The organism is Halogeometricum borinquense DSM 11551 (assembly GCF_000172995.2).
Taxonomy (GTDB): domain Archaea; phylum Halobacteriota; class Halobacteria; order Halobacteriales; family Haloferacaceae; genus Halogeometricum; species Halogeometricum borinquense.
Window position 1 is genome coordinate 1,590,497 of the sequence record NC_014729.1, and the last position, 12,866, is coordinate 1,603,362.

General features: G+C 61.9%; 13 protein-coding genes and 1 pseudogene. 7 read left to right on the forward strand and 7 right to left on the reverse strand.

Annotated features, from left to right (window positions below; genetic code table 11):
* Position 1: 1 nt before the first annotated feature.
* Positions 2-847: a sugar phosphate isomerase/epimerase family protein gene (locus HBOR_RS08030; protein WP_006054468.1), complete on the forward strand. Its 846-nt coding sequence runs from the start codon at positions 2-4 to the stop codon at positions 845-847.
* A gap of 31 nt (positions 848-878) precedes the next feature.
* Here HBOR_RS08030 and ligA read toward each other — a convergent pair whose 3' ends face one another.
* Positions 879-2,735: an ATP-dependent DNA ligase LigA gene (gene ligA / locus HBOR_RS08035; RefSeq protein ID WP_006054469.1), complete on the reverse strand. Its 1,857-nt coding sequence runs from the start codon at positions 2,733-2,735 to the stop codon at positions 879-881.
* A 134-nt stretch (positions 2,736-2,869) separates the two neighbouring features.
* Here ligA and HBOR_RS08040 point away from each other — a divergent pair, with 134 nt between their 5' ends.
* On the forward strand, positions 2,870-4,402 hold the full coding sequence (locus tag HBOR_RS08040; RefSeq protein ID WP_006054470.1) for a hypothetical protein: 1,533 nt from the start codon (positions 2,870-2,872) through the stop codon (positions 4,400-4,402).
* A 93-nt stretch (positions 4,403-4,495) separates the two neighbouring features.
* Here HBOR_RS08040 and psmB read toward each other — a convergent pair whose 3' ends face one another.
* Positions 4,496-5,227, reverse strand: a complete 732-nt coding sequence (psmB, locus tag HBOR_RS08045) for an archaeal proteasome endopeptidase complex subunit beta (protein WP_006054471.1) — start codon at positions 5,225-5,227, stop codon at positions 4,496-4,498.
* A 182-nt stretch (positions 5,228-5,409) separates the two neighbouring features.
* Positions 5,410-5,595, reverse strand: a complete 186-nt coding sequence (locus tag HBOR_RS08050; RefSeq protein ID WP_006054472.1) for a hypothetical protein — start codon at positions 5,593-5,595, stop codon at positions 5,410-5,412.
* 291 nt (positions 5,596-5,886) lie between these two features.
* On the opposite strand from HBOR_RS08050, the gene HBOR_RS08055 reads away from it, so the two are divergent.
* The 4 genes and pseudogenes from HBOR_RS08055 to HBOR_RS08065 all read left to right on the forward strand — a co-directional run bounded on the left by HBOR_RS08055 (position 5,887) and on the right by HBOR_RS08065 (position 7,230).
* Positions 5,887-6,255, forward strand: a complete 369-nt coding sequence (locus HBOR_RS08055; RefSeq protein ID WP_006054473.1) for a DUF555 domain-containing protein — start codon at positions 5,887-5,889, stop codon at positions 6,253-6,255.
* Between the two features lie 42 nt (positions 6,256-6,297).
* On the forward strand, positions 6,298-6,837 hold the full coding sequence (locus tag HBOR_RS08060) for a CBS domain-containing protein (protein ID WP_006054474.1): 540 nt from the start codon (positions 6,298-6,300) through the stop codon (positions 6,835-6,837).
* A pseudogene (locus tag HBOR_RS20570) lies at positions 6,813-6,908 on the forward strand (hypothetical protein); the annotation flags it as partial. The gene HBOR_RS08060 and the pseudogene HBOR_RS20570, both read left to right, overlap by 25 nt.
* Entirely contained in the window at positions 6,898-7,230 is a 333-nt protein-coding gene (locus HBOR_RS08065) for a hypothetical protein (protein WP_241432320.1), read from the forward strand. The pseudogene HBOR_RS20570 and the gene HBOR_RS08065, both read left to right, overlap by 11 nt.
* Before the next feature lie 16 nt (positions 7,231-7,246).
* Here the strand turns inward: HBOR_RS08065 and HBOR_RS08070 are convergent, their stop codons facing one another.
* Positions 7,247-8,545 (reverse strand): cytochrome P450, encoded by a 1,299-nt coding sequence (locus HBOR_RS08070; protein ID WP_006054476.1) that lies wholly within the window; start codon positions 8,543-8,545, stop codon positions 7,247-7,249.
* Between the two features lie 60 nt (positions 8,546-8,605).
* Positions 8,606-9,610: a phosphoribosylformylglycinamidine cyclo-ligase gene (purM, locus tag HBOR_RS08075; protein ID WP_006054477.1), complete on the reverse strand. Its 1,005-nt coding sequence runs from the start codon at positions 9,608-9,610 to the stop codon at positions 8,606-8,608.
* A 356-nt stretch (positions 9,611-9,966) separates the two neighbouring features.
* Between purM and HBOR_RS08080 the strand changes: the two genes are divergently transcribed.
* Positions 9,967-10,215 (forward strand): hypothetical protein, encoded by a 249-nt coding sequence (locus HBOR_RS08080; protein ID WP_006054478.1) that lies wholly within the window; start codon positions 9,967-9,969, stop codon positions 10,213-10,215.
* A gap of 214 nt (positions 10,216-10,429) precedes the next feature.
* Here HBOR_RS08080 and HBOR_RS08085 read toward each other — a convergent pair whose 3' ends face one another.
* Together HBOR_RS08085 and HBOR_RS08090 are read right to left on the reverse strand one after the other, a co-directional pair.
* Positions 10,430-11,068 carry a zinc metalloprotease gene (locus HBOR_RS08085; RefSeq protein WP_006054480.1) on the reverse strand — a complete coding sequence of 213 codons (639 nt, stop codon included), beginning with the start codon at positions 11,066-11,068 and terminating at the stop codon, positions 10,430-10,432.
* An 83-nt stretch (positions 11,069-11,151) separates the two neighbouring features.
* Entirely contained in the window at positions 11,152-12,819 is a 1,668-nt protein-coding gene (locus tag HBOR_RS08090; protein WP_006054481.1) for a TraB/GumN family protein, read from the reverse strand.
* Between the last annotated feature and the right edge of the window lie 47 nt (positions 12,820-12,866).

Here is a 12,866-nt window from a genome sequence, read left to right on the forward strand (position 1 = left end):
CATGAAACTCGCATTTTCGACGAACGCGTACACGAACGACACGCTCCCCGAAGCCGTCCGGCGAATCGCCGCCCACGGTTACGAGGGAGTCGAATTACTCGGCGATACACCGCACGCGTACTTCCCCGAGTTCGGTGCGGACGATGCGGCCGCACTCGCCGATGCCCTCACAGAGACGGATCTCGCCGTCTCGAACATCAACGCCAACACGGCTACGGGATACTACGACGATGCGCCGCCGTCGTCCTTTTTCGAACCGAGCGTCATCAATCCGGATCCGGATCTGCGCGCGTGGCGTGTCGAGTACATCAAACGTGCCATCGACTTGGCTACCTCGACGGGTGCGCCAGCGGTCTGTCTCGCCACCGGTCGTCCCCTGCCGGGAACGTTGCCCGATGAAGCGTACCAGCTCTTGCGTGACTCGCTGCACGACATCCTCGACTACGCCGAACCCCGCGGCGTGGACGTGGGGATCGAGTTCGAACCCGAACTGCTCATCGAATGCACCGACGAAGTGCTGACGCTCATTGATGATGTGGGCCGCGACAACCTCGGCGTCAATCTCGACATCGGCCACGCAGCCGTCTACGGCGAAGACCTACGCGAGAGCATCGAACAGAGCGCGGGCCACATCACCGGCGTCCACCTCGAAGATATCGCGGGCGGTATCCGCGGCAAACACTATCACCTCGTCCCCGGCGACGGCGACCTCGATTTCGATGTGGTGTTCGACGCCCTCGACAGCATCGGCTACGACGGATTCGTCACGTTAGAACTGTACACTTACCCCGACCGTCCGGACGAGGCGGCGGCGCGTGCGTTCGAGGCGTTAGCGGGCTACTTCTGAGCCGGCCGGTTGACTGCGCGCCCCGTCGCGGTCATTGCGACTCGGCCAACCGCTCGATTCGATCCAGCGAGTCGGCATCGTCCGGCGTCTTGTCCTCTCGGACGGCGATAAAGCGCGGGAACCGAAGCGCGTACCCCGATGAGTACGTCGGCGAGCGTTGTATCTCTTCGTAGCCGACCTCGAAAACGACCGAGGGATTCAGTTCGACCGTCTGTCCGTCCTCGCTGACGATTTCTGGTTCCAAGAGATCGGACAACTCGGCCAGTTCCTCGTCGGTGATGCCCGTCGCTACCTTCCCGATAGTGGCGTAGTCGCCGTCGCCGCTCTCGTCGCGCGCGGAGAGGAGGAACGTTCCAAGGTGGTTCGCGCGGCGGCCCTCTCCCCACTCTGCACCCGTCACGACGAGGTCAACCGTCTCTACGTCGGGCTTTCGTTTCAGCCAGTTCTTCCCGCGATTTCCGGGCGAGTACGTCGAATCGGGGTTTTTCAGCATGATCCCTTCGTGGCCGGCGTCAAGCGACGCCTCCTCGAAGGCGGCTATCTCGTCGGCGTCCTCGGAGACGAGCAAGTCCGAGACGGCGTTGGTGTCCGCCAGCACCTCCGCGAGTCGGGCGTGTCGTTCCGTCACCGGCGCATCGAGCAAGTCCTCGCTGTCGGCGTGTAGACAGTCGAACGCGTGGAGTTCGACGCGCACCTCTTCGCGCATCCGACCCACGTCGTGTTTGCGACGGAACCGGCGGAGAACCTCCTGAAACGGAAGCGGTGCGCCATCGTCATCTACCGCCACCACCTCGCCGTCGAGGATCACCGGCACGTCCACGTGATCCTCCACGAACTCTACGATTTCGGGAAGCGCATCCGTTACATCGTCCATATTACGGGAGTACAGCGACACGTCTTCGCCGTCGTCCGCGGACGCGTCGTCGGGTGCGACGTGGACCTGCACGCGCGCGCCGTCGAACTTTCGTTCCACCGCCGCCTCGTCCCATTCGTCGAGGGCGTCGGTCACTGTCCCTGCCTGTGCCAGCATCGCTTGCACGGGGCGGCCGACTTCGAGATGAACTGCTTTCAGCCCTTCTTTGCCTTCGTCGCGGGCCGTGACGGCGACCATCCCGTAGTCGTTCGACACTTGGAGGGCGCGTTCGACGGCGGCCAGTTGCTCGTCGGTCGCGTACGTCGTCGGTTCGTCGGCGTCGTCCGCAGTGTCTTCGGTATCGTCGTCCTTTGGTCTATCTTCGGCATCGTCGTCCTTCGATCTGTCTTCGGCATCGTCGTCTTTCGGTCCGCCTTCGTCGTCTTCGCTCTCCTCCGTCGCCGATTCGAAGTCAGCGAGGAACGCTTCGGCAACGGCGTCGCGGACGGTTCCCGCTCCGACGCCGATACGCATCTCGCCGAGGACGAGACGTGCGAGATACTTTGCTTCCGACGAACTCGCGCGGTTGAACAGGCCGAACAACGTGTTCAGCTTTCGATCCTCACTCCCGGGTCCGGAGGCGGCCGCGAGGTCACGAAGCGTTTCGTCCACCTCGTTGACCGTCAGACCGTCGTTAGTGCCGCCAGAGAACGCGGCGAGTCCCTGTTGGCCGCCGAAGTCGTACGCCGCAGCGACGCTGCCGATTTCACCTGCATCGGCGAGTCGGTCCTCGACATCGTCGGCCGTGACGTTCTGCCCGGCCGCGCGCGCGATGGCCTCGCGGAGGAGTCGCGGCCCGATATCGAGCGTTGTCGAGTCCCATGCCGGGAAGACGCGGCCTTGGACGAACCGTGTGACGACGGGGAGGTCGTCTCCGGCGTCGCAAAACAGATCACGGACTAGCGCGACGGTGGCGAGGTCTGCGGGTTCGGCTTCTATTTCCGACGCCCGCGCGGCGAACTCGGCGAACTGCATCGTCGGTCTCTGTTCGTTGGGGAGAAAAAAGCCCGCCGAATCGGTTCTCGAGCGTTCGAACCATTCGTATTATCAGTCTGATATTATGGCGCGCAGCCACGGGATTCAAGCCGCGTGGACGCACAGGGGGCAGTATGACCGACAAGCTTGCGGATAGGGTCCGAGATGTACTCGCCGTTGACGCCGACGAGTACGAGGCGCAAGCGGAGGCGGACGCCGAGGTGGTCAAATCCGAATTAGCCGCTGGGACCTTCGATAATCACCAGTCTATCGTCGGACTGGAGTACGAGTTCTACGCCGTCGCCGACGGCCGCTGGTCCTCGTCCGATGACAATATGGAGAACGGGTTGATGCGCGTCCCCCGTCGGCTTCTCGAACTCATCGGCTTCGAGAAAGAACTCGGCCTCCACAACGCCGAGATGACGACGAGTCCACAACCGCTGAACCCGCACGGACTCCGGGCACAGGAGTCTGAGGTGCTTGCCCGACTCACTGCAGCGCTCCAGTGTACGTCATCGGAGGGGATGCGCCTCGTCAGCGACGGCCTGTGGACCATTCCACCGACGGGCGAGACCGCCCGCGAATACCTCACTGACAGCATCTCAGACGGAGGAATCCGCGTCGCCACGAATATGAGTGACTCCGTTCGGTACCACGCGATGGCGAACGGCGAAACCGCAACCGGGCAGATGAGTCTGGATGCACCCCACGTCGAACTCGACGCCGACACCGTCATGCCGGAGTCGCTTATCACCTCTATCCAACCGCACTATCAGGTCGCTCACGCCGCCGACCTGCCGACATACTTCAACTACGCACTCAGAGTCGCCGGTCCGCTCCTCGCACTCGGCGTCAACTCGCCGTTGTTCCCGCCGGATCTGTACGACGACGCCGACCCGACGACCATCTTGGACGACGCCTACATGGAAAACCGCATCGCAGTCTTCGAATCCGTCCTCAACGGCGAAGATGCCGAGAAAGTCCGCTTCCCGGACGATCTTTCGGATGTCGAGGAGGCGGTAGACCGAGTTGCGAGTGACGAGAGCATCGTCCCGATGCCCGTCCCACGCGGTGACCGGTTTGACGACTCCTTCGCTACGCTTCGGCGGAAACACGGGACGTTCTGGCGGTGGGTTCGCCCGGTGTTCGACGGCGAGACGCACTCGTCTGCGAACGCCCGTATCGAGTTCCGGCCTATCGCCGCACAACCGACTGTTCGTGACTCTATCGCGTTTCAAGCGGCGTTCGCCGGGTTGATGGAGAGCCTCCCGAAACGCCGCCATCCCGTCATCGACCAGGACTGGCAGACGGCCAAAGAGAACTTCTACGCCGCCATGCGAAACGGGTTCGACAGCCGACAGCGCTGGATCGCCAACGACGGCCACGAGACGACAAACGCCGCCGAAGTGTACGACGATATCCTCGCACACGCCGTGGACGGCCTGAAGTCCGCCGGGTGTTCGGAGGCGGAAGCCAACCGGTACGTAGCACCGCTTCGTGTCCGCGCCGAATCCGGCCGGACGCCTGCGGGATGGAAAATTAACCGCGTCCACGATGCACTCGCGGACGGCCTCGACTTCGATGCGGCCATCTTCGAGATGCAACGTGAGTACATCGACAGGCAGTCCGAGACGCTTCTCGAGGGAAGTTTCTCAGACTGGCTGTAACTGATACGAGACGCGTCGCTGTGTTTTGGAATCGCGGCCGCCGTGTTCGACGGCCAAACGCACGAACGCGAAAGAGAAAGTCGGCAGTCCGGTTTAGAGGACGTCTTCGAAGTCTTTGTGCTGCGTGATTTCGACGCCGTCTTCGGTCACAACGCAGACGTTGATCCCGTTACCGGACGCGAGGTCGCGCTCGACAGCGCTTTTGATGGCGCGGGCCGCAGTGGTTTTCGCCTCTTCGATGGACAGGTCGTTACTGTACTCCTGTTCGAGCACACCGAGGGCGTACTGACTGCCGGACCCGGTGACGGTGTACTCTTCTTCGAGGATGGAACCTGCGGGGTCGATGCTGTAGATGTGTGCGCCTTCGTCGTCGAAGCCACCCAGGATGGGCTGAACGATGTAGAACGCGCCCGAGCGGAGGAAGTTGCCGAGGAGCGTCGAGAGCGCCTGCATGCTCATGTCCTCGCCGCGGCGGGACTCGTACAGTCGAACTTCGGCACGAATCGACCGGATGAGTGATTGCGCCGCCGAGACCGATCCCGCGATGGTCAGCGCACCGGTCGGGTGAATCTCTTCGACCTTCTGTACGTTCTTCGAGGAGACCATGTGGCCGAGACTGGCGCGCATGTCAGTTGCGAGGACGACGCCGTCTTCGGTCTTCAGACCAACCGTCGTCGTTCCCGTCTTCGTCTCCTTTGCCGTCGACTCGCCCGCACGCTGTTCGGCGTTCGGGAACTCGCCCAGTTCAGGGGAGAACACTCCACTGTGGTCGCCGTTCAGGGGGTCGAGACGGCCGGAGGTGTCGTCGCTCGTGGGAGTACGCATTACCCGCTTTTGAATCCCGGCGCTGATAAATGCCACCCTTCCCCCTGCTGTTGCCCGTACCGGGCATCAATGGGTAGTAGCGGTGCGCTACTTCCTGATTAGGCATTCAGATGCGGCTGCTACTCGGAACGTGTGATCGCTCTGAAAAACGCATGAACTGAACCGCCGAAAACGAGGCGTGATTAGTTTGTTTGGGATTTCCCGTCCGCACGTTCGTACGCGTCACCTGCGGCTTCCACTGCGCGACCGAGCGGCAGGCGGATACCGACCCGGCGCATGAGGAGTGCGACGGGCATGAGCAGGATGCCGAGGGCCAAGGTTAGTTGGTAGAGGGCGAACGTGACTGACCGGTGCATCGCGTTGAGCATCGCGTTGGCTCAGGAGCAGCCTTGGGAGTATATATGTGTTGTGCATGGGCCAATTCGGTGAACCCCACGCTGTCTGGCGATTAAAGTAAAATTGCCACGGAAGCAACCTCATTGGTTTCAGACGCGCTCACGGTGTAGGAGTCTCATCGGCACTCCGAGTCGTTTGCATAAGTTATGAGGTGGATTTCGGTTCCGTACGCGACAGAATATCATTATTTTTGATTATTAATTTTGGCTGATACAGGGCGGGCGAACCACAAGACACGAAACCCCACAGCGCCACGGAGAGGTATGAGCAACTATCTCGTCGCAATGGAGGCCGCGTGGCTCGTCCGCGACGTCGAGGATATTGATGATGCTATCGGCGTCGCCGTCAGCGAGGCGGGCAAGCGCCTGAACGAGAAGGACAAAGAGTACGTCGAGGTCGAGGTCGGTGTCACCGGCTGTCCGGCTTGCGGCGAACCGTTCGATTCGGCGTTTATCGCCGCCGACACCGCACTCGTGGGGCTGCTCCTCGAAATCGACGTGTTCAATGCCGACGGCGAGAAGCACGCCTCCCGTATTGCAAAGAGCGAAGTCGGCGGTGCGCTCCGTGACGTTCCGCTCTCGGTCATCGACGTGGTCGAGACCGAAGCGGACGACGAAGACGCCGAGGCGTAAGCTCCGGAAACTTTTTCATATAACCGGCGGTTATCGTGGGGTATGGAACTCCCGACCCCGCACGACCTCCGGGAACGGCGGAAAGAACTCGACCTCACGCAGAGTACGCTCGCAGAGATGGCTGGCGTCTCGCAACCGCTCATCGCCCGCATCGAAGGTGGCGATGTTGACCCACGTCTCTCGACGCTCCGGCGCATCGTCAACGCGCTCGATGAGGCCGAGGGGAGCGTCGTCCGCGCGGACGACTTAATGAACACGAACGTCGTGAGCGTCTCGCCCGACGATTCAGTGCGCGACGCGCGCGACCGGATGCTGGATGAAGGGTTCTCCCAACTCCCCGTCATCCGCGACGGCCGTCCCGTTGGCATCATCTCCAACGGTGACATTCGTCGCGTTCAGGACGACAACGTCGGTGACCTCCCCGTCGCCGAGGTGATGCGTGAGGCGATCACCACGGTCGAACCCGCGGCAACGCTCGAAGAGATCGACTCTTCGTTGGACCACCATTCGGCCGTTCTCATCGTCGAAGGCGGGCAGACTGTGGGTATCATCACCGAAGCAGACATCGCTGCCCGAGTATAACCACAAAGAACTCTCGTACCCTTCGTCGCTCTCATATCGGTGTCGTTCGATGCAGCGTGTGTGCCCTCTAACGGAGTCGTTTCACGGGTGATTTGGGTTCCCGGGATGGAGACCGGGTACTCGGCTGTTGACCTGGTACTTGTGCCCCTGGCGGTCGCCGTCGTGGCGTTACTGTTTATTCGTCCCAACCGAGCCGCGTCGCTCCTGACGTTCCTTGTTGGGATCGGAGTCGCGGTGGTTACGTTCCTGTACTTGACGACGGGTGTCGCCACCGCGAGAGTCGTCGCCGTTGGGTTGTGGATCACCGGTATCGGCGGCCTGCTCCTTGCGGCCGCCGGTTCCTCGTCACTGCGTTCCGCAGTCACCAGTTCTGCGTCACTGCTCTCCAACTGACCATTCTTGCCTGTTGTTACCGCTCTCGGACGATCATCGGAACGTCACCGCGCGGTTGTGTCGTCATCTGCGGGCTCAGGTCTAGCTCGCCGTTGCCCGCCCACTCTAGCCGATAGCGCTTCATGAGTTCGGTCAACGCCGTCTTCGCTTCGATCATGGCGAACGACTGACCGATACACCGCCGCGGCCCCGCACCGAACGGTACGTAGGCATACTCGGGCGCGTCGTTGCGCTCCCACCGGTCCGGGTCGAACTGATCGGGATGCTCGAAGAACCGCTCGTCACGGTGGACGTTTCTGACCGAGAGGAGTACCTCCGACCCCTCGGGAATCGAGTAGCCGCCTAACTCTATCTCGCGCGTCGTCGTCCGCGGGAGCGTGTGAATCGGCGGGTACACACGGAGCGACTCTTTTATCACCCGTTCGAGGACGGTGAGATCTGAGAGGTGTTCGGCTCCCACAGGATCGTCACCGACAACCTCGTCAATCTCGTGTTCGACGCGTTCTCGGACGCTCGGATGTTCAGAAAGGAGATACCACGTGTACGTCAGCGCCAGAGCAGTCGTCTCGTGTCCGGCGAAGATGATTCCGACGAGTTGGTCCGAGACGGCCGTCTCCGACCGTGGATACCCCTCTTCCCCACGCGCCTCGGCGAGGACCGAGAGCAAATCGTCGCCAGAGTGATCCGCCGCCAGCAGTCGGTCAACTTCCTCGCGTAACGTCGTTACGGCGCGGTTGAACCGGCGTCTGCTGGGGGTCGGAAGGCTTCCCGGAAGTGCCCACGATGTGGGTGCGAAGTAGGCGTTCAGGTCGTCAGCGGCCCGCCTGAGTGAGTCGTCGCCGGACCTCTTTCCGGGGTCTTGTCCGAGCAACGTCGATCCGAGGATGTCGAACGTCAGGCCCTTCATCTCCTCGACTGCCGAGTACGTTTGACCGGGTGTCCACGACTCGGCGCGTCTGTCCGCCTGTTTTCGCATTTTCGGAATGTAGTCGGTGATTTGGCGGAAGAAGAAAAACGGGTCCAATAGGTCGCGTTGCTCGCGCCATTCGTCACCATCGACCGCGAGGACGCTGTCACCGAACGCAAGTCGGAAGTCCTCGGTCTTCACGAACGCATCTCGATCAGTGACGAGCGCGCGTTCGAAGAGGTCCGGGTGGGCGACGATGTATCGGTCCCGTCCGAGCATCGAGAGTCGAATAACATCGCCGTGGGTGGTGACCGCCGAGTCGATGAAACTGAACGGGTCGCGGGCGAACGCGACGGTGTTTCCGAGAACTGGCAAGCCGCCGGGGGTCGGTGGTCCGTTGTCGCCCATGCCCGTCCATTTGATAGTCTGACATATGAACGCTGCCCCGGTCGCGTTCGAAACGCTCCCTCAGAGGTCGAGACCGCGGATGGAGACGCCAGACCCGTCTTCGACGTGCCCGATAACCCGTCCGTCCGTCGCGTCGGCGAGTGCTTCCGCGTCGTCAGGGGCGAGTGCGGCGACGAAGCCAGTTCCCATGTTGAACGTCCGGTGCATCTCCTCGTCAGAGACGTTCCCCTCGCTTTGGACGAACTCGAACACCGGGTGAGGATCGAACGCGTCCTCGACGACGTAGTGGAAGTCTCCCATCCGTTCGAGGTTGGTCCACCCGCCGCCAGTAACGTGCGCCGCCGCGTTGACGCCGTGTTCGCGCATCGGGTCCAGTAGATTCGTGTAGATGCGGGTGGGTTCCAGCAATGCCTCCCCAATCGTCTCGTAGCCCTCGAACGGGCAGTCATCGGTGTACTCGTGGTCGCGCGTCGTCGCCGTACGTGCCAGCGTGAGCCCGTTCGAGTGGATGCCCGAAGAGCGGAATCCGACGAGTGCGTCGCCGGATTCGGCCTCTCCGGGGAACAGCGCGTCTTTGTCGGCGAGACCGGCACACGTCCCCGCCAAGTCGAGTCCTTTGATCACTTCGGGCATGACGGCCGTCTCACCGCCGACGAGTTCGATATCCGCCCTCTCAGCGCCCACTGACAGTCCCTCACCTACCTGTTCGGCGAACCGCTCGTCGGGTTCGTCCACGGCGAGGTAGTCTACGAACGCGACCGGACGAACGCCCGCCGCCACGAGGTCGTTGGCGTTCATGGCGATGCAGTCGATGCCGACTGTGGAGTAGTCACCGAGCGCCTCGGCGACGATGAGTTTCGTCCCCACGCCGTCTGTCGCAAGCGCGAGGTAGCGGTCACCGATATCCAGCAACCCGGCGTAGTCGCCTTCGCTCTCACCGACGGCACCGACCAATGCCGCCGTCGCCGCTTCGCTGGCGTCGATATCGACACCAGCGTCCGCGTAGGTCAGTTCGTCGTCGTCCGCCTCGTCTGCAGGACCCTCTCCCGCGTCGGTGTCGGTCATATCCGAACGCGCGCGGTCGGAAGGGAAAAAGGTGCCCGTCCGGCGCGCGCGAGAGACCCGCGCTGCCGCGCGCAACGTCTTCCCGGCTACAGTTAGCACAGGGGGACTTTGGTATTATGTACCAAACTACTCAGTAGGCAGGCCGAAACCAGATCTTGAATTGTTACCATGGTATAATATAACATGATTTTCTAAAACTGCCTCAGAATCGTTTGTAAACAGTCTAATAGTTTCTGAACCGTTTGTAAAACGTCGGTGAAACGGCACTCAAAGTCGTAAATGGTCCGAAACTCACGGTAAGGCTCTACCGATTATATGTGGGTACCTCCACAAGGAATCAGTGACGGTAGCCAACGATGTCAAGCGTCCCCTCCACCCTCGAAAACACGTCCGTCCGACGTAGTATCGGCCTCGCCAACTCAGTTGCCCGAGTCACGCTCCGCTCTGCGGAGACAGTGACGTTCTGGGCAGCCATCCTGCTCCCGCTGGCGTATCTCCCCCTGCTCGCAGGGGGACTCGCGCAGGCGGAGATGTTCCAATTTGTGGGTCTCCTCGCCTGCAACCTGTTCGCACTCGTCGCCGGACACGGCTACGGTCGAGACTAACGAACTCCCCACCGAACCCGCAGACGCCGCACGCGACGGCTGCGGCAGGTCCCCGCCCTCCACCGTCATTCTGCAACTACTCCGCACCGAGTACCGTTCAGTCCCCGCCCTCCACCGTCATTCTGCAACTACTCCGCACCGAGTACCGTTCAGTCCCCGCCCTGTCGCTATTGGCTATGGCCATTCGGCGGGGCTGTTTGAATCACAGCGACCGTTAGAATGGGGTGATCCCGAAGACGAGAGCCAGCGTCAGCAGCAGAGATGGGATGAAAACGACGGCGAACACCCCTTTGCTCCACGAGATGACTGTCTTGCCGTCGAGCGCGCCGAACGGGAGCATGTTGAACGCGGCGAGAAACAGGTTGATCGTGACGCCGCGGAAGCCGACGAGTCCGACGAAATCTGATCCTCCGAGTGCGCCGATGAGGAGAACCGGGAGGAAGAGGGCCGCGAGAGCGAGGTTCGTCACGGGGCCGGCGAGTGCGATCAGGCCGTGTTCGCGGTCCGTGAGCATGCCGCGATGGTAGACTGCGCCGGGTGCGGCGAAGATGAATCCGGCGAGTGAACTCATCACAGCGAGAAAGAGCATCCCGTAGTCGGCGCGGAACTCTGCGACTTGTCCGAATCTGACGGCGACGACTTTGTGTGCGAGTTCGTGGAGGAGAAAGCCGATACCAGCGGTCAGTAGACTGACGAGGAACGGACCGACCAGTCCGCCGCCGAAGACGTTGGCGATGGCACGCATGCCGCCACCAGCGAAGAAGATGGCGAAGGCAAGTCCGAGAGCAACCCATGCGACGGCGAGGTCACGGAGTTCCCGAGAACTGAAACTGAGAGTGGTGTTCGTACTCATGTGTTCGAGTCGGTGACCGTTTGTGCGGCGTGTAGTTGGGCCTTGCGGGCTACGTTCGCCTCACGAAAAGAGGTTACAGCCGTTTATAGGAGGCTGATAAGGATGTTCCAGCCGTTTTGCGCTCCCTCGAACATCAGATTGATGATGCCTTGCGGTCCGCCTAAGTCGAGCGCAAACAGGGGGAGGACGTATCCGATGAACAACGCCGAGGCGACGATGCTTCCGATGTTCGTCGCCGCCACCACCATGATAAGGCGGAACAGCGGAACGTCGAACAGGTCGCTGACGAGTTCGCCAAGTGGTGCCTCTTCGTCCGCGAGTAACTCGTTGAGACGGCTGATATCGCTGATGTTGACGGGATCGTACTGCAGTTCCATGTAGCCCGTGAACCATCCGGGTGCGAGGAAGGGGTTGATGGAGGTCATCCACGCGACGGCACCGCCGACGAGAGCCGACGGCCATCGCGCGCCGAGGGCTTTCGCCAGTCCGGCCGCGAACGCGCCGTTGATGAGGAACCACGCGCCGAACAGACGAATCAGCGTGTCGTTGCCGGCCGTCGAGAGCGTAAGCAGGCCGAAGAACACGACGACTGCGGCGGAGATGCCGGTGCCGACGATTTTCGCCCACGGAAGGCCACTTGAGGGCGTTCCCGTCAACGAATCCATCGGCGGGAGTCGCTCTGGATACTTCAGGTACCGTTCGATGCCTTCGCGGTGCCCCGCGCCGACGACGGCGACGACGTGGTGGCCGGACTGTCGGAGTGCGACCAATCGATGCGCAATGTACGCGTCGCGCTCGTCGATAAGGGCCTGCGCGCCGCCGGGAGAGAACTCGCGGAACTCCTCCATCATGGCGCTCACCACGTCCGTATCGGTCATCGAGTCGATGTCTAACTCTTCCATCTCTTCGACGTCGTCGTCCGGGCCCATCCCGAACGCGGTTGCAAGCGTCGCGGCCAATCCAGCCAACAGAAGACCGACGCCGACACCGAGGGTGAGACTCCCGACGGTGCGCACGGCGAACGAACTGAGGCTGGCGATAAACGGCGCTGCGAGGCCGAGACCGAATCCGCCGATGATGCCGGCCGCGGTACCGCCGCCGAGAGCGACGAGAATACGGTTTTCCGTATCGAGGAACGGCGCCGAGACGACCCAGAGGACGGCCGCCACGGCGGCGAGAACGACTGCGCCGCCGGTGATGCGGGACAGAATCGGGAGACCGATACCGAACGATCCGCCGAACAGACCGACGAGCGGACCGACCAACAGGCCGATGATCAGTCCGATGACGATGCCCACGCCGCGACTATCTCCGAGACCGAACGCGAGTCCGCCGACCATCTTCAACTTCTCGATGAGCGACATCTGCGACCAGAAACGTCGCATCGTCTCGTTGATATCGCGGTCTACGAGGGCCACATCGATACCGAACTTCTCCGCCGTTTCGACGGCTGCCAGCATGTCTGCACCGGGTTCCACGTCGAACTTCTCGCCGAGTTGCGCCTGCACGTACGACAGCATCCAGTACGCGATAAACTGGAAGACGGTGTTGCCGCGGAGCAAATCTCCGGGTTCGATATCGTCGGGCGCGCCACCCTTCATCTGACGATACCGCCCTTCGTCGAGTTCGACGGCGACCACGTCAGGACGCTCTTCCGCGACGACATCTTCGACTTCGCGGACGCTGTCCTCGGAGACGTGGGCCGTCCCGACGACGCGGACGCGACCCTCTCCGGTCGCTTCCTTACTCATTACTTTCGATTCTAGGCCACGCTTTTTACCATTGTCGGAGCATCACG

Bases quoted from the DNA above. Each gene is read 5' to 3' on its own strand.
- HBOR_RS08085 (WP_006054480.1), bottom strand. From the start codon at position 11,068: ATGAGTACGAACACCACTCTCAGTTTCAGTTCTCGGGAACTCCGTGAC.
- ligA (WP_006054469.1), bottom strand. From the start codon at position 2,735: ATGCAGTTCGCCGAGTTCGCCGCGCGGGCGTCGGAAATAGAAGCCGAA.
- HBOR_RS08055 (WP_006054473.1), top strand. From the start codon at position 5,887: ATGAGCAACTATCTCGTCGCAATGGAGGCCGCGTGGCTCGTCCGCGAC.
- HBOR_RS08060 (WP_006054474.1), top strand. From the start codon at position 6,298: ATGGAACTCCCGACCCCGCACGACCTCCGGGAACGGCGGAAAGAACTC.
- HBOR_RS08090 (WP_006054481.1), bottom strand. From the start codon at position 12,819: ATGAGTAAGGAAGCGACCGGAGAGGGTCGCGTCCGCGTCGTCGGGACG.
- HBOR_RS08040 (WP_006054470.1), top strand. From the start codon at position 2,870: ATGACCGACAAGCTTGCGGATAGGGTCCGAGATGTACTCGCCGTTGAC.
- HBOR_RS08070 (WP_006054476.1), bottom strand. From the start codon at position 8,545: ATGGGCGACAACGGACCACCGACCCCCGGCGGCTTGCCAGTTCTCGGA.
- HBOR_RS08050 (WP_006054472.1), bottom strand. From the start codon at position 5,595: ATGCTCAACGCGATGCACCGGTCAGTCACGTTCGCCCTCTACCAACTA.
- psmB (WP_006054471.1), bottom strand. From the start codon at position 5,227: ATGCGTACTCCCACGAGCGACGACACCTCCGGCCGTCTCGACCCCCTG.
- HBOR_RS08080 (WP_006054478.1), top strand. From the start codon at position 9,967: ATGTCAAGCGTCCCCTCCACCCTCGAAAACACGTCCGTCCGACGTAGT.
- purM (WP_006054477.1), bottom strand. From the start codon at position 9,610: ATGACCGACACCGACGCGGGAGAGGGTCCTGCAGACGAGGCGGACGAC.
- HBOR_RS08030 (WP_006054468.1), top strand. From the start codon at position 2: ATGAAACTCGCATTTTCGACGAACGCGTACACGAACGACACGCTCCCC.